At 43.2% G+C, this 19,744-nt stretch carries 21 protein-coding genes and 1 riboswitch; of the genes, 18 read left to right on the top strand and 3 right to left on the bottom strand.

Annotation, left to right across the window (positions count from 1 at the left end):
- The first annotated feature begins 110 nt into the window (after positions 1-110).
- The 11 genes from FWJ32_RS02325 (at position 111) to guaA (ending at position 9,826) form a co-directional block, all read left to right on the top strand.
- Entirely contained in the window at positions 111-1,358 is a 1,248-nt protein-coding gene (locus tag FWJ32_RS02325) for a Glu/Leu/Phe/Val family dehydrogenase (protein WP_149544369.1), read from the top strand.
- A 253-nt stretch (positions 1,359-1,611) separates the two neighbouring features.
- Positions 1,612-2,478 (top strand): DNA glycosylase, encoded by an 867-nt coding sequence (locus FWJ32_RS02320; protein ID WP_149544368.1) that lies wholly within the window; start codon positions 1,612-1,614, stop codon positions 2,476-2,478.
- The gene (locus FWJ32_RS02315) at positions 2,478-3,149 is read left to right on the top strand and encodes a DUF554 domain-containing protein (protein ID WP_149544367.1); all 672 of its coding nucleotides are present in this window, start codon (positions 2,478-2,480) and stop codon (positions 3,147-3,149) included. The genes FWJ32_RS02320 and FWJ32_RS02315 overlap by 1 nt, the downstream gene beginning before the upstream one ends.
- 132 nt (positions 3,150-3,281) lie before the next feature.
- Positions 3,282-3,425: a hypothetical protein gene (locus FWJ32_RS02310; RefSeq protein WP_162523471.1), complete on the top strand. Its 144-nt coding sequence runs from the start codon at positions 3,282-3,284 to the stop codon at positions 3,423-3,425.
- A gap of 209 nt (positions 3,426-3,634) precedes the next feature.
- Positions 3,635-3,841: a hypothetical protein gene (locus tag FWJ32_RS02305; protein ID WP_149544365.1), complete on the top strand. Its 207-nt coding sequence runs from the start codon at positions 3,635-3,637 to the stop codon at positions 3,839-3,841.
- A 68-nt stretch (positions 3,842-3,909) separates the two neighbouring features.
- Positions 3,910-4,251 carry a hypothetical protein gene (locus FWJ32_RS02300; RefSeq protein WP_149544364.1) on the top strand — a complete coding sequence of 114 codons (342 nt, stop codon included), beginning with the start codon at positions 3,910-3,912 and terminating at the stop codon, positions 4,249-4,251.
- Positions 4,241-4,420: a hypothetical protein gene (locus tag FWJ32_RS02295; protein ID WP_149544363.1), complete on the top strand. Its 180-nt coding sequence runs from the start codon at positions 4,241-4,243 to the stop codon at positions 4,418-4,420. Before FWJ32_RS02300 ends, FWJ32_RS02295 begins: the two co-directional genes overlap by 11 nt.
- Before the next feature lie 253 nt (positions 4,421-4,673).
- Positions 4,674-4,958 (top strand): co-chaperone GroES, encoded by a 285-nt coding sequence (gene groES / locus FWJ32_RS02290; protein WP_149544362.1) that lies wholly within the window; start codon positions 4,674-4,676, stop codon positions 4,956-4,958.
- A gap of 16 nt (positions 4,959-4,974) precedes the next feature.
- Positions 4,975-6,600 (top strand): chaperonin GroEL, encoded by a 1,626-nt coding sequence (gene groL / locus FWJ32_RS02285; RefSeq protein WP_149544361.1) that lies wholly within the window; start codon positions 4,975-4,977, stop codon positions 6,598-6,600.
- A gap of 84 nt (positions 6,601-6,684) precedes the next feature.
- Positions 6,685-6,785: riboswitch (purine riboswitch) on the top strand.
- A gap of 42 nt (positions 6,786-6,827) precedes the next feature.
- On the top strand, positions 6,828-8,294 hold the full coding sequence (guaB, locus tag FWJ32_RS02280; RefSeq protein ID WP_149544360.1) for an IMP dehydrogenase: 1,467 nt from the start codon (positions 6,828-6,830) through the stop codon (positions 8,292-8,294).
- A complete protein-coding gene (gene guaA, locus FWJ32_RS02275) occupies positions 8,291-9,826 on the top strand; it encodes a glutamine-hydrolyzing GMP synthase (protein ID WP_149544359.1) in 1,536 nt (511 codons plus the stop codon). Before guaB ends, guaA begins: the two co-directional genes overlap by 4 nt.
- Before the next feature lie 79 nt (positions 9,827-9,905).
- On the opposite strand, the gene FWJ32_RS02270 is transcribed toward guaA, so the two are convergent.
- From FWJ32_RS02270 to FWJ32_RS02260, 3 genes are all read right to left on the bottom strand, one after another.
- A complete protein-coding gene (locus FWJ32_RS02270; RefSeq protein WP_149544358.1) occupies positions 9,906-11,012 on the bottom strand; it encodes a site-specific integrase in 1,107 nt (368 codons plus the stop codon).
- Positions 11,013-11,065: 53 nt separating this feature from the next.
- Positions 11,066-11,581, bottom strand: a complete 516-nt coding sequence (locus FWJ32_RS02265; RefSeq protein ID WP_149544357.1) for a TFIIB-type zinc ribbon-containing protein — start codon at positions 11,579-11,581, stop codon at positions 11,066-11,068.
- A gap of 67 nt (positions 11,582-11,648) precedes the next feature.
- Positions 11,649-12,221, bottom strand: coding sequence for a helix-turn-helix domain-containing protein (locus FWJ32_RS02260; RefSeq protein ID WP_023062280.1), 573 nt, complete (start codon positions 12,219-12,221; stop codon positions 11,649-11,651).
- A gap of 156 nt (positions 12,222-12,377) precedes the next feature.
- On the opposite strand from FWJ32_RS02260, the gene FWJ32_RS02255 reads away from it, so the two are divergent.
- From FWJ32_RS02255 to FWJ32_RS02225, 7 genes are all read left to right on the top strand, one after another.
- A complete protein-coding gene (locus tag FWJ32_RS02255) occupies positions 12,378-12,596 on the top strand; it encodes a helix-turn-helix transcriptional regulator (RefSeq protein WP_023062281.1) in 219 nt (72 codons plus the stop codon).
- Positions 12,597-12,641: 45 nt separating this feature from the next.
- A complete protein-coding gene (locus FWJ32_RS13410; protein ID WP_203227548.1) occupies positions 12,642-13,739 on the top strand; it encodes a DUF4373 domain-containing protein in 1,098 nt (365 codons plus the stop codon).
- 128 nt (positions 13,740-13,867) lie between these two features.
- The gene (locus FWJ32_RS02245) at positions 13,868-14,551 is read left to right on the top strand and encodes an RNA polymerase sigma factor (RefSeq protein WP_149544356.1); all 684 of its coding nucleotides are present in this window, start codon (positions 13,868-13,870) and stop codon (positions 14,549-14,551) included.
- 17 nt (positions 14,552-14,568) lie between these two features.
- The gene (locus FWJ32_RS02240) at positions 14,569-15,012 is read left to right on the top strand and encodes a hypothetical protein (protein WP_149544355.1); all 444 of its coding nucleotides are present in this window, start codon (positions 14,569-14,571) and stop codon (positions 15,010-15,012) included.
- Between the two features lie 2 nt (positions 15,013-15,014).
- Positions 15,015-15,320 carry a hypothetical protein gene (locus FWJ32_RS02235; protein ID WP_149544354.1) on the top strand — a complete coding sequence of 102 codons (306 nt, stop codon included), beginning with the start codon at positions 15,015-15,017 and terminating at the stop codon, positions 15,318-15,320.
- Positions 15,321-15,486: 166 nt separating this feature from the next.
- Positions 15,487-19,134 carry a tape measure protein gene (locus tag FWJ32_RS02230; protein WP_149544353.1) on the top strand — a complete coding sequence of 1,216 codons (3,648 nt, stop codon included), beginning with the start codon at positions 15,487-15,489 and terminating at the stop codon, positions 19,132-19,134.
- Positions 19,131-19,613: a hypothetical protein gene (locus FWJ32_RS02225; protein ID WP_059032511.1), complete on the top strand. Its 483-nt coding sequence runs from the start codon at positions 19,131-19,133 to the stop codon at positions 19,611-19,613. The genes FWJ32_RS02230 and FWJ32_RS02225 overlap by 4 nt, the downstream gene beginning before the upstream one ends.
- Positions 19,614-19,744 lie beyond the last annotated feature (131 nt).

The following is a 19,744-nucleotide window of genomic DNA, read 5'->3' as shown; positions in this document are numbered from 1 at the left end:
AAATTTATGCATCAAGTTCAAAATATAAATTTTCTTATGCAAAATGTCATTTACCTAATATTTTAAGTGTGTTAAAATAATATTGGAAAAAATTTTAAGGAGGAATATGGATGGGAGAGGTATTAAATCCGTATGAAATAGCAAAAGAACAGGTGAAAGAGGCTTGTGACAGGTTGGGTCTTGAGGAGGCGGTATATGAAATTCTATCAAAACCGCAGAGGTTTTTAGAGGTGGCTATTCCTGTTAAAATGGACGATGGATCTGTAAGAGTGTTTACAGGATATCGTTCCCAGCACAACAGGGCATTGGGGCCAACAAAGGGTGGTATAAGATTCCATCAGAATGTAAGCGCAGATGAGGTAAAGGCACTCTCTATCTGGATGACATTTAAGTCCTCGCTATTAGGTCTTCCATATGGCGGTGGTAAGGGTGGCGTGATAGTTGACCCTAAAACTCTGTCACAGGGTGAACTGGAGAGACTTTCCAGAGGCTACATAAGTGCTATTGCAGACTTTATTGGTCCTCAGGTTGACGTCCCTGCACCTGATGTGAACACGAATGGCCAGATAATGGCATGGATGCTTGACGAATACAATAAAATAGTTAGAAAAGATTCTCCTGCAGTTATTACAGGCAAACCTTTATCTATAGGTGGGTCTAAAGGCAGGACTGCGGCTACTGGGCTTGGAGTTGCTATTACAGTCAGGGAAGCGGCTAAAAATATGGGAATAGACCTGAAAAAGGCAAAGGTTGCCGTCCAGGGGTTCGGGAATGTAGGCAGTTTTGCGGCTAAATTCCTCAGCCAGTATGGGGCAAAGATTGTTGCGGTTTCTAACAGCAGGGTAACTATATATAATAAGGATGGACTTGATATAGAGGCTCTTGAAAAGTACAACACTGAACACAGGAATGTTGACGGATTCCCGGGTAGTACCACTATGGATAAAGATGAGATACTGTATCTTGACGTGGATATCCTTGTACCGGCAGCACTGGAGAATGTAATAACATCTGAAAATGCAGACAGGATAAAAGCAAGGATAATAGGTGAAGGCGCTAATGGGCCGACGACTCCGGAGGCTGATGAGATACTTACAGAAAAAGACGTAGTGGTTATCCCTGACATACTTGCTAACGCAGGCGGTGTCACTGTATCCTATTTTGAATGGGTACAGAACCTGTATGGGTATTACTGGACAGAGGAAGAGGTATCGCAAAAAGAGGAACTTATGATGGTAGATGCTTTTGATGCTGTATATAAGCTTAGCAAAGAACACAATGTAAACCTTAGGACTGCTGCTTATATGCTCTCTGTTAAGAGGGTTGCTGAAGCAATGAAGGTTAAAGGCTGGTATTGATTTAAATGAGCCCTACATGGGCTCTTTTTTTATGAGGTCTTTTATGTTATTATCAATAGATAGTATAAATCATGGTAGTAAATTCATAACAGCAGGTCAATAACATCCTGGCACCTAATGACACCCTGGATACTCTAAAATTTGTGAGCTTAATTGACTCATTTTAATGTTGCATCTGGATGCTATATGTCATGTTAGTAATTTGTAACAATGTCATTAATGATTGCTGCTAAAAGGGGGAAACATTTGTCAAATGAATTACATAAGAACCGATAATGGAATACTTATAAAATATATCGATAATTTTGAACCATACCAGGTTTTTGAAAGTGGCCAATGTTTTCGCTGGGAATGTAAGGATGATGGTTTTGTTGGCGTAGTAAAGAATAAGGTTATCAAGGTTAAAAAATTAAATGGGGATATTTTGATTGACAATGTAACAGAAGAGGATATGGATGATATTATATACTACTTTGATCTAGAAAGAGATTATAATGAAATCAAAAGGAGGCTGCAATTTGATGGCTACATGAAGGAAGCTATGGAGTATGGATACGGCCTGCGCATATTAAACCAGGAACCCTTTGAATGCCTGATTTCATATATTGTCTCTTCTAATAACCGCATACCGCAGATTAAACGAATCATTGAGAACCTGTCTAGGATGTACGGTAAACCAATAGAGTATAATGGTGATACCTATTATACGTTTCCATCTCCTGATGTACTGGCTGATGCGGAGGTTTGTGAAATTCAGGAGAGTCGCTGCGGCTTTAGGGCTGAATACATATGTGATGCCGCAAAGCGGGTTGCATGGGGTGATTTGGACCTGTCTGTGCTCAAAAAGATGGACTATTTTGCCGCTAAATCTGAGTTGATGAAAGTTAAAGGTATTGGCGAAAAGGTTGCAGACTGCATCCTGCTCTATTCATTACAAAAATATGAAGCGTTTCCTGTAGATGTATGGGTAAACAGGGTTATGACAGAGATATATATACATCAAAAGATCAGCTTTAAAAAAATAGGTGAGTATGCCAGGGAAAGATTTAAAGAACTGGCCGGATTTGCGCAGTTGTATCTTTTTTACTATTATAGAAACAGAAAAGGGGGGGGTATTTGATGCTGGGTGTGTTGATTAATTCTTTTGCTGTAGCTGCAGGAAGTATAGCTGGACTTTTTTTAAAGACAGGGATACCCGAAAGGGTGCGTGATACTGTGATGAAGGGCATTGGGCTTGTTACTGCAATGTTAGGCATGTCTTTTGCTTTAAAATCTACTAATTCAATCGTTATGATTTTGAGCATAGCACTGGGTGGCGTACTGGGTGAGATAATTGATATAGATGGATTTTTAAACAATATAGGCCAGAGATTTGAACAAAAATTGAAACATTATGGCAGCGTATCAGAGGGTTTTGTAACAGCTACACTTATATTTTGCGTTGGTGCTATGGCTATAGTAGGTTCTATACAGAGCGGCCTTAGTGGTGATAATACTATACTTATTACCAAATCCGGTCTTGATGGTATTACATCAATTATATTGAGTTCTACCTTTGGTGCAGGTGTACTCCTGTCTTCAATATCTGTTTTAATTTATCAGGGAACTATTGTACTGCTGTCCAGTCTCTTGAGTTCATTTGTAAATGATGTACTGATAAATGAAATGACAGCGGTTGGTGGACTGCTTATCTTTGGAATTTCACTGAATATACTGGGAATAACAAAGATAAAGGTGGCCAATTTACTGCCGGCCATATTTGTACCTGTGGTATATTTTCTTATTTTTTAATACAGGCAAACCTACATGGCCTTACTTTTACGCTGGCATACCTCAAAAGGGTGTGCTTTTTTATTTTGCCTGTAACCAATGGAACCAGTCAATCATATGATGGTAGCAGGAACGTTGAAAGGAGTTGATGTTATGCCATTTCTAGAGTTTGTAGAGGCTGAGGATATCCTTCTGCTGTTTTTGATATTTCTGCTGTTTGGAGAGACGTTAGATAAGAACATCCTCTGCCTTTTAATTTTGATACTGCTTATAAAGTCCAATGACGAATTATATTAACAAAAACTACTGCAACTACATATTATGTAGTAGAAAAGGAGAAAACACAATGAAACCACAAAAAGTAACCCCGCAAGACCAGCTATTGCTCCTGTTTCTATACGGGATGTATAAAGATGAATTTGATGACCCAAGACAATTAGTTATTCTCCTTTTCCTATTAATATTCTAACCCTTATTAATCTTCAATATCTGAAAGGAGGATTATTATGGCAGATGTTAAGGGCGGAGGAGCTTTTGGGCTCTCCAGGGAAGACTTACTCTTAATATTGTTCCTTGTCTGGTTATTTTCACCAGGGATTGGCCTCTTTAGCAAGAGTGACACCAGTGCAAGCGGAGGACTATTCGGCAGTGGCAATTGGAATCAGCTGTTAGTTATCCTTCTCTTTCTTCTCCTCTCCGGAGGCTGCATATAAAGAATGGGGCCCCTATGGGCCCTTACATAACTATGTGCGACTATCAACTAAAAAGGGAGGTGCTGATTTTGCCAGATAACGAAAAAAACACAGAGGGTTCTGAAAACCAGAACGTGTTACCCAATAATTTAAATCTTAAAGATTTGATGGAAAGTATCCAAAAGATGTTAGAGGATCCTGAAAAACAGCGGCTTTTAGTTACCATGAAAAAGATAATGGATGCTACGACCAATGAAAACAATGACCCAAGGGTTAATCTTTTAAATGCCATAAAGCCGTTCCTAAAGCCGAAGAGACAGAAAACTGTAGATACATTTAAACAATATTATACATACATGAGTGTATTAAAAGCACAGGATGAGTTGAACAAATTCAATAATCAGCAAGGTGGTGTAGAGAATGGATTATAACATATATAAGAACTATGGCGCTGATGAGAAGCTAAATGATGACATAAGTGACGAGGCATTGGGGGAAAATGGTTTGGCAGATATTTCTAAAACAGATACCCGGTCTCTTGATTTCTATGGGATTTTTATCTTATTACTTATGGTAATACTGATAAGAAAAATATTTTAAGGATGATTGACATCCTTTTTTTGTTTTTATTGATATTGTAGAGAAGATGGCCATAGTTTCTTTATAATAATAGATAAATTGAATTTTATAAGAAAAAAATAGTAATCCTGTGATATATGGAGTAATATGGATATAAGTTTGTTATACTGACCATAATGATGTTTGATATCCAATCCTTCATTTTTTATTATATATAATGTGATTAGCACTCAACATTAATGAGTGCTAACAATATACTGGAGGAGGGATAAATATGAATATCAAACCACTGGGTGATAGGGTTGTAGTAAAGCCTATAGAGGCAGAAGAGGTTACGAAAAGTGGTATAGTTCTTCCTGGCACCGCAAAAGAAAAACCGCAGCAGGGTGAGGTAATGGCTGTCGGAAGCGGTGAGTACATTGATGGGAAAAAGGTAGATCTGGAGGTAAAAGTAGGAGATAAGGTTATTTATTCTAAATATGCAGGGACTGAGGTTAAACTCGACGATCAAGAATACCTAATTTTAAGACAGAATGACATACTGGCAATTATAGAATAAAGAGGAGGGATCAAGGATGGCTGCTAAAGAGATTTTATATGGTGAAGAGGCCCGTAAGGCTCTGGAGAGAGGTGTAAATAAGGTAGCGGACACCGTAAAGGTTACACTGGGCCCAAGAGGACGTAATGTGGTTTTGGATAAAAAGTATGGTGCACCTACAATTACAAATGATGGTGTTACGATTGCAAGAGAGATAGAGCTGGAGGATCCCTTTGAAAATCAGGGTGCTCAGCTTGTAAAAGAGGTTGCCAGCAAGACCAACGATGTAGCAGGTGATGGTACAACAACAGCGACAGTACTGGCTCAGGCCATGGTCCGTGAGGGACTAAAGAATGTAGCTGCGGGTGCAAACCCAATGATTTTAAGAAGAGGTATTGCTAAAGCTGTAGACGCCGTGGTTGAGGAACTGAAAAAGATTTCAAAGACTATAGAGAGTAAGGAATCAATTGCACAGGTTGCTTCTATTTCTGCTGCTGATGATGAAATAGGGCAGCTTATAGCCGATGCAATGGATAAAGTTGGGAAAGATGGTGTTATTACAGTAGAAGAGTCAAAGTCCCTTAAGACCAACCTTGAGGTCGTTGAAGGTATGCAGTTCGACAGGGGTTACATATCCCCATACATGGTGACAGACACGGAAAAGATGGAAGCCACATTAGATGAACCGCTCATTTTAATTACTGACAAGAAGTTATCCAATGTGCAGGAGATTTTACCACTGCTTGAGAAGGTTGTACAGCAGGGTAAGAAACTCCTGATTATTGCTGACGATGTTGAAGGTGAGGCGTTAGCCACACTGGTTGTGAACAAACTCAGGGGTACATTTACATGTGTTGCTGTCAAGGCTCCTGGCTTTGGCGACAGAAGAAAAGAAATGCTTCAGGACATAGCCATACTTACTGGTGGCCAGGTTATATCCGAAGAGTTGGGTTATGACCTTAAAACGGCCGACATAAGTCTGCTTGGCAGGGCAAGACAGGTTAAGGTTGACAAAGAGAACACCACAATAGTAGACGGTTATGGCAGTAAAGAGCAGATAAAGAACAGGATTCAGCAGATTAAGGTCCAAATAGAAGAAACTACTTCTGATTATGATAGAGAGAAACTTCAGGAGAGGCTTGCTAAGCTGTCAGGCGGCGTTGCCGTGATTCAAGCAGGTGCTGCTACTGAGACAGAACTAAAAGAAAGAAAACACCGCATTGAAGATGCATTATCAGCTACAAGGGCTGCTGTAGAAGAGGGTATAGTACCTGGAGGCGGCGTTGCATTGGTAAACTGTGTATCTGCGGTGGATGAAATAATGGGTAAGCTGGATGGCGACGAAAAAACAGGTGCAATGATTGTTAAGAGGGCACTTGAGGAACCCTTAAGACAGATTGCCTTTAATGCAGGTGTTGAGGGCTCTGTTATAGTTGAAAAGATTAAGAATAGTCAGCCTGGGTATGGATATGATGCGTACAAGGAAGAGTTCACTGATATGATAGCTGCGGGTATTATTGACCCGACCAAGGTTACACGTTCTGCTCTACAGAATGCTGCAAGTATTGCATCAATGATACTTACAACTGAGGCCCTTGTCGTGGAAAAACCTGAAAAGAATCCGCCTACACCTGCTATGCCGAACCCAGACATGGATTACTAAATTAAGATATGAAAAGGCAGGGATTAAATTTAGTCCCTGCCTTTTTATATCTATTGACATCATATACAAAAATCTGATATATTGTTTACAAACTTAAGTGTTCTCCGTATAATCCTGATAATATGGTTCGGGAGTATCTACTGGATGACCGTAAATCTCCAACTATGGGTGAACCCTTTATTAGGTAGATAGGGTTAGCCCTATCATTTTTATTATGAGGTGAAAGAATGGATAAAAAAGTAATGAATGAGGGACTTACATTTGATGATGTGCTTCTCATTCCAGCCAGATCTGAGATTTTACCAAAAGATGTAAATTTAAGCACAAAGTTAACAGAGAGGATAAAGCTGAATATACCTATTATGAGTGCTGCAATGGACACCGTCACTGAGGCAGAATTAGCTATTGCCATGGCCAGGGAAGGCGGGATAGGCATAATCCACAAGAATATGAGCATTGAGAGGCAGGCAATGGAGGTAGACAGGGTAAAACGTTCTGAGAACGGTGTAATAGTAGACCCTATATCTCTTTCTCCGGACAATACTATAAGCGATGTGCTGGAGGTTATGGAAAGATACCATATCTCCGGTGTTCCTGTGACTGTCAAGGGGAAATTAGTGGGTATAATTACAAACAGGGATATCAGGTTTGAAAATAATTATTTAAAGACTATAGGAGAGGTGATGACAAAGGAAAACTTAGTAACAGCACCAGTTGGGACGACTTTAGATGAAGCCCAAAAGATTTTAAAACAGCATAAGATTGAAAAGCTCCCACTGGTGGACAGTGAGGGGTATTTAAGAGGGTTAATTACCATTAAAGATATAGAGAAAACCATACAATATCCAAACTCTGCTAAGGATAGAAGAGGAAGACTGCTTGCCGGTGCGGCAGTAGGTACTGGAAAAGATACCATTGATAGGGTGAAAGCACTTCATGATGCCCATGTGGATGTTATTGTCGTTGATACAGCTCATGGTCACTCGAGTAGGGTTATTGAGACGGTAAGAAAGATAAAAGAGTTGTTTCCTGAGATTGAGTTAATTGCAGGAAATGTCGCTACAGCAGAGGGTACAAAAGACCTGATTGAGGCTGGAGCTGATGCGGTAAAGGTCGGCATTGGGCCAGGCTCTATCTGTACAACAAGGGTAGTGGCAGGCGTGGGTGTGCCGCAAATTACAGCAATAATGGAGTGTGCTGAAGAGGCTGACAAGTATGGAATATCAGTAATTGCGGATGGCGGTATAAAATATTCGGGTGATATAACAAAGGCTATTGCTGCTGGGGCAAGGGTTGTGATGATTGGGAGCTTGTTTGCGGGAGCGGAAGAGAGTCCTGGACAAGTAGAGATATACCAGGGAAGAAGATTCAAGACCTATAGAGGCATGGGTTCTCTGTCTGCCATGCAATCCGGCAGCAGTGACAGATATTTTCAAGAAGAAGCAAATAAGTATGTACCTGAAGGCATAGAGGGCAGGGTACCCTACAAGGGACCACTAAAGGATATAATATTTCAAATGGTAGGCGGTCTCCGCTCGGGTATGGGGTACTGCGGCACTAAAGATATCGAGACCTTAAGAAAAGAGGGTAAGTTTATCAAAATTACTGTGGCAGGGCTTAAGGAGAGTCATCCTCACGATGTTATCATAACAAGGGAAGCGCCAAACTATAGTGTGGAATGGAGTGAGGCATGATGAAGGCTGAAAAGGTATTAATATTGAATTTTGGGGGGCAATATACCCAGCTTATAGCCCGAAGGATACGGGAATGTAATGTATATTGTGAGATAATAAGCTCCAAGAAATCTGCAGAGGAGATAAAGGCAATGAATCCGTCTGCAATTGTGCTGTCCGGGGGACCTGCGAGTGTGTATACCAAGGATGCACCACAATGTGATAAGCGTATTTTTGCCCTGGGAGTTCCAGTTCTTGGGATATGTTACGGAGCTCAGTTAATGGCTCAATTGTTAGGCGGCAAGGTATCGATGGCGCAGGTAAGAGAATATGGAAGAGCAGAGCTTACGGTTGACAATACCTCTCCTCTTTTTCGAGGTATAGACAGGGTGACGTCGGCATGGATGAGTCATACAGATTCAATTACTAGCCTGCCAGATGGGTTTAAGGTAATTGCATCTACGCCCAACTGTCCTGTAGCAGCAATGGGAGATATTGAGAATAAGCTTTATGCAGTGCAGTTCCACCCTGAGGTTGAACATACAGCAAAGGGAATGGATATAATCAGGAATTTTCTGTTTATTATATCAGGGCTTCATGCTGACTGGACAATGGATTCACTGGTAGAGCAAACGATAAAGGATATCCGCAAAGAGGTAGGGGACAGTGATGCTATATGTGCCATATCCGGCGGTGTGGATTCAACTGTTGCAGCTGTGCTGGTACACAGGGCCATTGGTGATAAGCTGCATTGTATCCTTGTAGATAATGGGCTCTTGAGGCTCAATGAGGCAGAGGACGTAGAGAAGCTGCTTAAAGAAGAATTTGAAATGGATATAAGGAGGGTAGATGAACAGGAGACGTTTTTATCTGCTTTAAAAGGCGTGACAGATCCTGAAGAAAAGAGAAAGGCAATTGGCAATACATTTATAAGGGTTTTTGATAGAGAAGCAAAAAAGTATGATAAGGTTGAGTTTCTTGTGCAGGGTACACTTTATCCTGATGTCATAGAGAGTGGAGATGAAATGGCATCCACTATAAAGAGTCATCATAATGTTGGCGGGCTTCCAGAGGATATGAATTTTAAGCTTATTGAACCACTGAGATATCTGTTTAAGGATGAGGTGAGGCAGGTTGGGAAAGAACTAGGTATACCGGATGAGATTTTAATGAGGCATCCATTCCCAGGGCCTGGCCTGGCCATACGCATACTTGGCGAGGTGACGGAAGAAAGACTGGACATATTGAGACGAGCCGACTATATAGTGACAAGAGAAATAAAGAAAGCGGGCCTGTATAACAGCTTATGGCAAGCTTTTGCAGTGCTACCGGATATTCATTCTGTCGGTGTCATGGGTGATGATAGGACATATAGTGAGACTATAGTCTTGAGGGCAGTGACCAGCAGTGACGGGATGACTGCAGATTGGGCGAGACTGCCTTATGATGTATTGGACAGGATATCGAGGCAGATAATAAATGAAGTATATGAGGTAAACAGGGTGGTGTATGATATCACATCCAAGCCACCGGCCACTATAGAATGGGAATAGACGTTAAAACGCCTCTGAACCCAGTAAAATAAAGGGTTTCAGAGGCTTAATTTTTGTCCGTGGTAGCAATTTGGAAGCATTATTCTGAAATGCCCGGATTTTTGTCTGTTTTTTGGCAAATTTTAGGGGTAAATAGTTCGTTTAGTTTACTGGAAACTTCCCCGTGCTTATTAGGGTATAAATGGGCGTATATTTCCAGAGTGGTCTCCACATTCTCATGGCCAAGACGCTCTGATATAAGCAGCGGGGAAAAACCCAGTTCAATCAATAAGGATGCGTGGGAATGGCGGATGTCATGAACACGTATCTTTTTTACCCCTGATTTCTTACACCCGCGGTCCATTTCGCTTTGAAGGTAGTGCTTTGTATATTCAAAAAGGCGGTCCGAAGGCTCATAGTCCACCAGGCGGCCTGCGTAATCCTTTAGGATATCCAGGAGAAAATCCGGTACAGTTATTACCCGGCGGCTCTTTGGAGTTTTTGGAGGAGAGATCACATCTTCTCCTCCGATCCTGGCGTAGCTCTTTGTTATGCTTATCGTTTTAGCTTCGAAATTTATATCATTCAGAGTAAGGGCCAGGAGCTCTCCGGAGCGCATACCGGTCCAGAATAAGGTGTTAAAAATAGCATATGACGCAGGCTTATCTGAAACAGCTTCAATAAAAAGCTGGAATTCATCCTTTGTCCAGAACTGCATAGCCTCGGCGTTCTTTTTACCGATGGATCCTGCGACAGCTGCAGGATTGGTACTCAGTCCATAATAGCGCTTGGCAAAATTGAAAATGGCCGACAGCTGGTTATTTATCGTTTTAAGATATGTTGGAGAATACTCGGCATCATCATCCAGGAGCTCATTCTGCCATTTGCGCACCGTAGCAGCTGTTATAGCATTGACAGGTAAATCTTTAAAAGTTGGAAGTATTTTTGACTCAATGAGGTACTTCTTACTTTCGTATGTCGTGGAGCGGAGCCGCGATTTACAATCTTCCATGTAAAGCTCCACCATAGAGCCGAAGCTCATATCACAGCTGCCACTTTGCTTTTTTAGAAAGTCTCGCTCGTACTGGACAGCTTCAGATCTCTTCTGAAAGCCTCTCTTCTTGTGCTGACGCACAACGCCGGCCCAGTCTTTGTAGCGGAACCAGACATACCACGTTTTTCTCTCTTCATCTTTGTAAACCGGCAACAAACCGCCTCCTTTCCGAAAAAGTCAGTAGCATATCATCACGTCAATTCTAATCAAGCCGATTGAGAGGGGGACCCTTCAAATACTGCCCTATTCCTCAAAACATAGTCTCTCATCCACCAATCGAATGCGACCAGGAAGACACCAATCACACCTCCCAGGACAAGGTTTACGATTGCGAAAGCAATTAACCAATTGCGCCGGCTGTCATACCAGGGCACAATCGCAGGGTTGCCAGCGTATATACTCTTTACAGAGCGCAGCCTCATAATCGCATTGATGATATTCCATACACCGGCAGCTGCAGTCCACACAAGGACCAGCTGTACTGCCCCGATTATCAACCAAAGGATACCTGATATTGTTTCGTACTTTCTTATGCGGTTGGCTATTCGTTCCTCTGCAGATGGAGCTGTAGCTGCTTTGAACTGTTTGTGGGAAATTCCCGGAGGCTTTATTCGGATCCGAGCACCGCAAGTAGGGCATTCGACAGTAAACCCGGAATCAGCTGTAGGTTCTTCTGTAACAAATTGATTGCCACATGCGCAGTTAACATTTATAGAAGCCATAACTTCTCCTCCTTTCATAAAATCCCAGCTGCTTAAGGCCGGGACTTTTTTATTTAGGATTTATATATTAGTCTCTCTTGTCATGCTCTACCATGGAATTAATAAGCCGCTCCAATGCTTCGATTACTTTTGCCTGCTGCAGACGTGGAAGCAGTCTACTTATGATTTTTGTGATTTCCGAAGGAGTATAGGAGCTGCCGGCCTTGTTTATTTCCTCGTTTAGCTTATAGCTTATAATATCAACACTTTCCGAGCTTTCTCCATGTTTCAAGGAATATATATAAGTCATTACTTCAAGCAGAAAGTTCTCGAAGTTTGGATCCGAGAGCAACAAGTCAAGGGTAGGCAGAAGCTCAGGCGAAACAGACTTCAAAAAAGAGATTGCCTTATCAGATAAGGGAAGTTCAAATTTATTTGCTATTGCCTGATTTTCTACTGAACGATAGTCAGATCTACCCAGGAGATAGTCAGCAGTAACACCAAAAAAATCTGCAGCTTTGATAATAAAAGAAGCATCAGGTTGGCGCTCACCCCTTTCATAATATCCAAGAGCGGAGCGGGAAACATTCAAACTTTTTGCAGCCATTTCTTGTGATATTCCCATTTCTTCACGAAGCTTTAGGAGTATTTTATCTATCATTGACATCCTCCGTTCTGTGTGTAAACGTGCCTTAATGTGTTCAGTATAATACAACATGACACTTTTGTCAACAAAATTCTGTTGACTAAAGACAAGCAGTGTGATAATATGTGCTTATAAATGTGGCATTATTAAAGTAAAGGAGGTCTAAATGTCATGATTGTGGCGAACACAAAATTATTAAAGACGGAGCGAGTAAAGCGCGGATTGAGCAAAACCGATCTGGCGAAAAAGCTTGGAGTAAATCATTCTGTTATTGTTCGGGTAGAACAGGCAAAAGGGACAAGCCCGAGAACAGCTAAAGCAATATGTGATTTCTTTAACCTGCCATTTGAAGAGCTGTTCACTATTGTAGAGCAGCCAAGCGGGAGGTAGGGAAATGGACAGCATATTAATAGCTCCAGGATTGGAGGTGCAAGTATGGCCCGACCTCAAAAAGAAGGATTAGATTACTTCCCTCTCGATGTGGATATGGATCAGGACGACAAAATAGCCCTTATTGAAGCAAGATACGGATTAGTAGGCTTTGGAGTAGTGATCAGGCTGTTCATGAAAATTTATAAAAACAGTTACTTTTATGAATGGACAGAGAAAGAACAGTTACTATTTGCAAGGCGGGTTAATGTAGACATTAACGTAATTAATGAAATCATAAACGATTGCTTAAAATGGGGCATCTTTGATGAATCCATATATGAAAAGCATAAAGTATTGACTTCACGCGGTATACAAAGGCGATATTTGAAGGCAGCAGACAGAAGACAAAGAGTTCAAATTAACTCAACGTACTTGCTTTTAGATGATGAGGAAGTTAATGCATACAAAAACTTAGTTATTGTCAACAATAATCACCATTCAAGTAATGATAATGTGAACATTAATCCCCAAAGTAAAGTAAAGAAAAGTAAAGTAAAGAACACTAAAGTAGAGAATACAGTAATTACTTCGACTGACGCTGATTATAGCCCAGAACCAAATGATATTCAATCAGGCGAGAGCCTAACGGTTGAAGGGGTAAAAGTGGCCGGAACGGCAGCAGGAAAAGAAACCTGTGAACAGCCCTCCAAGACCCTGATTGAAAAAAGGTTTGACGAGTTCTGGGCGGCTTATCCAAAGAAGGTAGGCAAGAAAGCAGCATGGGCGGCCTGGACTAAGATTAAGCCTGATGCAGAGCTTCATAACAAAATTTTAACGGCCATCGGCAAAGCAAAATTAACAGATCAATGGCAAAGGGAAAATGGCAGATTTATACCAAACCCAACTACCTGGTTAAATCAGGGAAGATGGGATGATGAAATACAAACGGTTGTCACCAAACAACATGTGCCGGCTGAAAAGAAATACGATGATGGAGAAGACTTCCTTTCTTTCTGCAGAGACTCGGTGAATGGAACCAATAGCAAGAATTTTGACGGAAATAATCAGCAGCCAGCGGCTAAGCCGCCAGAAATTAAAGGTAAGAGAGATGCCCTTGCAGGTTTTAAGAGAGCCGAAGATTTCGACTTCTACCGAAGATAAGGAGAGATAAAACTATGGTTGCTAACAAGCAAAAATAAAAACGAGAGCATTTAGAACAGCTCCCGCTCCGTTTAGCCAAATATTAACATGTTTTTTAATATTCTATCACGGAGAGGGGGATTTTTCAAGTGACAAACGAGGAGTTGGCAACCATGGCCGCCCAGGGAGATATAGAAAGCCTGAATAAATTATATTTGGCGGTAAGACCTCTACTATACAAGCTAATACAACACTATTTCCCCCTATGCAAAAAAAGTTTAGTGGAACCATATGATTTGCTGCAGTGCGGCTATTTTGTTGTTTTAGAAGCGGTGAAATATTTTACACCTGAAAAAGGCTTAAAATTTACCTCATATTTGGGATATTGCGTGCAAAATGTTTGTCTTGAGGAGTTAGGGTTCAGAAAGAAACAGGTAGAAACTATTTCACTTGAGACACCATTGTCAGATGATGAATCGTTAACTTTGGGAGATACGATTGAGGATCCTACTGCAGATACATACAGCTATTGTGAGCTAAATGATATGCAAATAATAGTCAGACAAGAAATAGAAAGGCTTCCTCCCCGGGAACAGTGTGTGATATATGGCATTTTCTATTATGAAAAGACAATAGAGACACTTGCCCAGGAGTTAGGATGGGAACGCGGATCAGTTATTTCAGCGAGAGATGCTGCTTTTAACCAATTACGGCGCTCAAAGGCTATAAGAGAATTACGAAAGGCCTATAACTGGAACAATAAACAGCCAAGCTACCTTGATCCGGAAAAATTAATAGTTCTATTGGGGGATAGCGGGCTTGAGCCTATATAAGAAAAAGGAGGGGGATCATGGAGGTTAATGTCCAAGAATTCATTGAGCTTGAAGATTGTTCAATACTGGCTATAAAGAATCGTTATAAAGCTGTCAGGCGAGCTTTGAATCGATTTAAATATAAAAAATCAAGCCCCGAAGAGAGGGAAATCCTTGTGGAGGCAATGCAGAGATATAAGAGCTTAGCCATAAGAGAAGAAAAGGCCAGAATTTACAATGTGTTGTTATATTACTATTTTTCAAGTAGTCCTTTGACAGATAAACAATTGATGAAATTATTTAACATTGACCGAAGGACCGTATATAAGGACATAGACAGGGGCGTAAAGGACCTGACGGTAATTTTATATGGTATCGGCGGGATTGAGTTGCTCCCTGAAGAGGAAAGCCAGGCTTTTATAAAAGCTAAACTCCAGGAGGCAATAACAAAAAAGCTAACTGAAGAGTTTGGAAGGAGGTGAAGATGATGTTTTTCCCTACTGAAGAAGTTAGAAATGAGGAAAGAGCTAAGTACATCGAAAAGCAAAAACAACGCCAGGAGCTACAGCGGCAGCAAGAGGAAAGGATAGCTGCAGCAAGAAAGGCAGCTGAAAAGGCACCACATGAGACGGCCATGGACAAGCTGAAAGAAACCATAAAGCTCATTAATAGCATTCAGATAGGCAGTCCAATGAACGAAGAATATATAACCGCTGCATTAAAGCAGATATGCGATATTTTGGACTATTGCTTGACTGAAAGCAGGCCAGAAATCAATTCGGAGGAATAGTCCGGGAAGCTATAAGCAGAAAGGAGGGATGGGATAACGTGAAAAGCGGAAAGCTAAGGGAAAAAGGCATTATAAGTGCATTAGCCAGCTGTTTCCTTTACTGTGTAAGAGCTCCTCCCTCCTAAAAATCAATCAATTAAAAAACTGCAGAAAGGAGGATAATAGAATGGCAGAGGTTTATAGAATTGAGATACCGATAAACATCAAGGATAACACAGATCCCGGAGTGTCCCAGGCTAAAAATAAGCTGAATGCCTTTGATAAAGCAAGTCAAAGGACCCAGGAGCGGCTGGAGCAGATGAATAAAACGAAATACCAGATCGTTCTTGATGCGCTGGATAGAGCATCAAGCATTGTCGGTAAAGTTTCATCAAAAGCGCGCAGCATAGCGGGTAAGACGTTCAGCTTTACGATGAAAGTAATCGACCTGGCCACGGCACCGTTAAGAAGCCTATGGAACTTCGCAACCTCCATACAAGGTGCCATACTCGGCGCGACCGGTGCATTTGCCGGCATTTACAAGCCGATGGATATAGCCGCGGATTTTGAGCAGACACAGATAGCGTTTGAAACCATGCTAAAAAGCGCCGAGAAGGCCCAGCAGTTCCTGAAGGAAGCGTCAGAGTTTGCGAATAAAACACCGTTCGAATTTCCGGAACTGATCAACAGCAGCAAACTCTTAATGGCCTTCGGATTTGAGGCCGACAAGGTGCTGGATATGCTGAAGACCATAGGCGACACGGCCAGCGGCTTGGGAGCAGGTTCTGAAGGAATAGACAGAATCACAAGAGCCCTCGGCCAGATGCGGGCCAAAGGGCGAGCACAAGCAGAGGAGCTTTTACAGCTCCAGGAACTCGGCGTACCGGCTAACCAGATCCTGCAGGAAGAGCTCGGCCTCACCGGAGAGCAGATAGCGAACATCGGTAAAGAGAGCATAGAAGCGGCAAAAGTTATCGATGCATTGTTACGAGGCATGGAAAAGCGCTTCGGTGGAATGATGGCCAACCAATCCAGGACCGCAAAGGGTATGTTATCAACCCTTAAAGACACTCTCCAAAACTCACTTTTGAGGCCCTGGGGACAAGGTCTGTGGGAAGGCGTAAAGCCAGGACTTGAAAAGCTCACAACCTGGATAGACGAGAACCAGGACATCATAGCTGAATGGGGAGAGGCCTGGAAGAAAGCCGGAGCAAACATCTCCAAATGGGTAATGGCCAGAGTGGACGACTTAAGAAACAGCATACAGCGCATGGTTAACTCCCAGGAGTGGAAAGACGCGAAAACCTTCGGAGAAAAGCTGAAGATAGCCTGGGACAAGATCATAGCGCAGCCGTTCTATGAATGGTGGAATTCAACCGGTAAGGCCTGGCTTGCAGACAAAGCCGAAAAAATCGGCGAAGGAATAGGAACTGCACTCTCTGCAGGATTGCTGGCCATACTCGGAATTGACGCCAAAGGCGCCGTAGAGGATGGGACCAGCATAGGAGCTTCATTCGCTGAAGGTTTCACACGAGGATTTGATGGCAAGAAGGTAGGCGAGGCAATCCTGAACGCCATAAAGGGCGTATTCAAGGACGCGGGAACGCTGCTCCCAGGAGGAGAGGAACCAACAAGCACATCCTGGCTGTCGGCCGGAGCAATAGCACTGGCGTTTCAAAAACTCGGAATTTTCAAGCTATTAGGTAAAGGCGGCAAAGGATTAATTAACCTCTTTGGTAAAGGCAGCAAAGATGGAATGCCTACAACGACATCTTCACCGTTTCCGGACCATTTCATAACCAACACCATGACAGTAACGGCATCCGTAGTTTATGTAAATGGACCAACGATTAATAATGGGAATTTGCCAAATGTATATCCTAATCCAGTACCAAACATGCCAAGGTTACCCGGCGGAGGTGGAACCCCGCAATTGCCAGGAGGAACTCCTACATTGGCGTTACCAGGAGCCGCTGCCGCTGCAGGAAAAGCATACACGGTATATGCACCGGCAGGCAAAGGAGCAAGCGTAGTAATGGGGACCACTGGAAGTGCAGTAACAGCAGGACTTGCAAATACAGGCTATGCGCTTGGTAGTGGAGCTGCAACTATAGGCGGAGCTGCAGCGGTCGGAGGTGCATCGATTGCTGGAATAATCGGCGGCATTCTTGGACTTGGATCAGCTGGTATTGATGTTTACCAGGGAATAAAAGCAAGTAAGGCCGGCAATAGCAAAGCTGCTAAAGATGAATATGTAACCGCAGGAACCAAAGCAGGTATGGTCGGAACAGGTGCAGCCATAGGCGCAGGCATCGGCGCTTTATTTGGAGGTGTGGGAGCGGCACCAGGAGCGCTTATAGGAGCTGGAATCGGTGGAGTGGCCGCACTTTTCAGCGGAGATAAAGCTGGTAAGGCCCTATCAGATGCCACAGACAAAGACGGCGCATTAACAAAGTTCTGGGAGAATACCAAGCAGTGGGCAAGTAACACATGGGACTCCATCAAGACCGGAGCTTCAAACGCTGGATCCTGGGTAGCCGAGAAGTGGAATGCGGCCGGAGACTGGATCAGCAACAAATGGAGCGACTTCAGTAACTGGTTTGACACTTCGGTATGGACTCCGGTAAAAGACGTCGGAATATCGGCCATAAACATAGCAGCCGGCGCATGGAGTGAAGTCAGAGACTGGGTAGGCGAGAAATGGAGCGATTTCTCCGCATGGTTTGATGAGAGCGTGTGGACCCCAGTAAAAGACGCAGCGCAAGCTGCAGGTGAATGGGTCGGCCAAAGATGGGATGAGGCCAGGACATGGATCGGAGACAGATGGTCTGATTTTTCATCATGGTTTGATGAATCCATATGGACCCCGGTAAGCAATGCAGCACAGACAGCAGGCCAATGGGTAAGCGACCGCTGGAACGAGGCAAGAACATGGATAGGCGAGCGCTGGTCCGACTTTTCAACATGGTTTGAAGAGAGTATATGGACCCCGGTCAAAACAGGAGCCCAGGCGGCAGGCCAGTGGATAGGCGAAAGATGGAGCGAGGCCAAGAACTGGGTAAGCGAGACATGGGGAACCGTAAGCACATGGTTTGATGAAACGGTATGGCAGCCGGTGAAAAGCGCAGCGCAGACAGCAGGGGCATGGCTGGGAGATCAGTTCACAGCTGCAAAGAACGCCATAAGCGAAGCCTGGTCCGGAGTATCCGACTGGTTCTCAAATAACGTATGGGAACCCATCAAAAACGGAGCAACCAAGGCATGGGAATGGGTAGGCGATAAGCTCGGCGGCATCGGCGAGTGGATCGGCGACAAGTGGCAGAGCTTCAAAGACTGGCTCGGAGGCCTGGGCCAAAAAGGATCGAAAGAAACCGGCCTGACAACCAGCAAAGGCAAAGGCAGTATCCTTGAGCATGCATACGGCGGCATTATAACAAAACCGCACATGGGCATAGTGGCCGAGGATGGAGCTGAAGGAATTATCCCGTTAAGCCCAAGCAAGAGACAAAGAGGCCTCGACTTATGGCAGCGGACCGGTGAACTTCTCGGAGTAAGAGCCTATGAAGACGGCGGAATAGTAGGCGATGAACCCGACGAGATCCCGGTAGCCTCTGCAACCGGAAGAGCCGACCAGAATATCACCATCAAGGTGGAAGTCAAAGCAGAGCCTAAATTCACGATTGAAGGCGGCGGAGACAACACCGATGAAAACAAAGTGGTGGCCATACTGAAGGCTTATATCCGCGAAATGACTGACGACATCGGAGACGAGCTGGCAGAAAGACTGGCCCGCATTTTTGCAAATATGCCGGTGAAAGGAGTGGCTGAAGCTTGAAGATTGATTTAGAGGGCGCTGTTAATGAGATTGTGGAGGAAATAACTTATCAAGCCAAATCAAGAGCGTTTCGTGCAGCCAACGAGCTCCGGAATTCAGCTTTAACTGTCCTTCGAGGAGAGCGTTCCGGTAAGGTTTATAAGAAGCCTGGCACATATGGCAGCAGGATGACAAAGCAAACAAAGAGCTTGCTTAAAGATTATGGCCATAAATTGCGAGGTGGGCAATTATACAGAGCTTCAGCACCAGGTGAACCGCCTGCAAATCGCAGTGGAAACCTGCGCTTAAGTTGGAGACCGCAATCTGCATCCGAGCGAATAGGCAAGACCGTAACAATAAAACCGGCAATTACTACTGAAGTAAAGTATGCTCCATATCTCGAAGAGGGAACCGATAGAATGGCTCCAAGACCATTTGAGGATCCTATCATCGAGAAAGCAATGCCTCGTATTAGTCAAATCTTCAAAGAGCCGTATTAGGCTTAGCCTTAAAAAGCAAAAGGGCGGAATAAAATCCGCTCTTTTGCTTTACTTGTTTGGACGGACATGTCCATATCAAAAATGCAGGCGAGAAACGGCCAGATTTGACTTGTACGGAGCGAATTTAAAGT

Origin of the sequence: Calorimonas adulescens, from assembly GCF_008274215.1 — a bacterium.
GTDB classification, from domain to species: domain Bacteria; phylum Bacillota; class Thermoanaerobacteria; order Thermoanaerobacterales; family UBA4877; genus Calorimonas; species Calorimonas adulescens.
The sequence above is the reverse complement of the archived record's forward strand: the minus strand, read 5'-3'. Positions and strand labels throughout refer to the sequence as shown.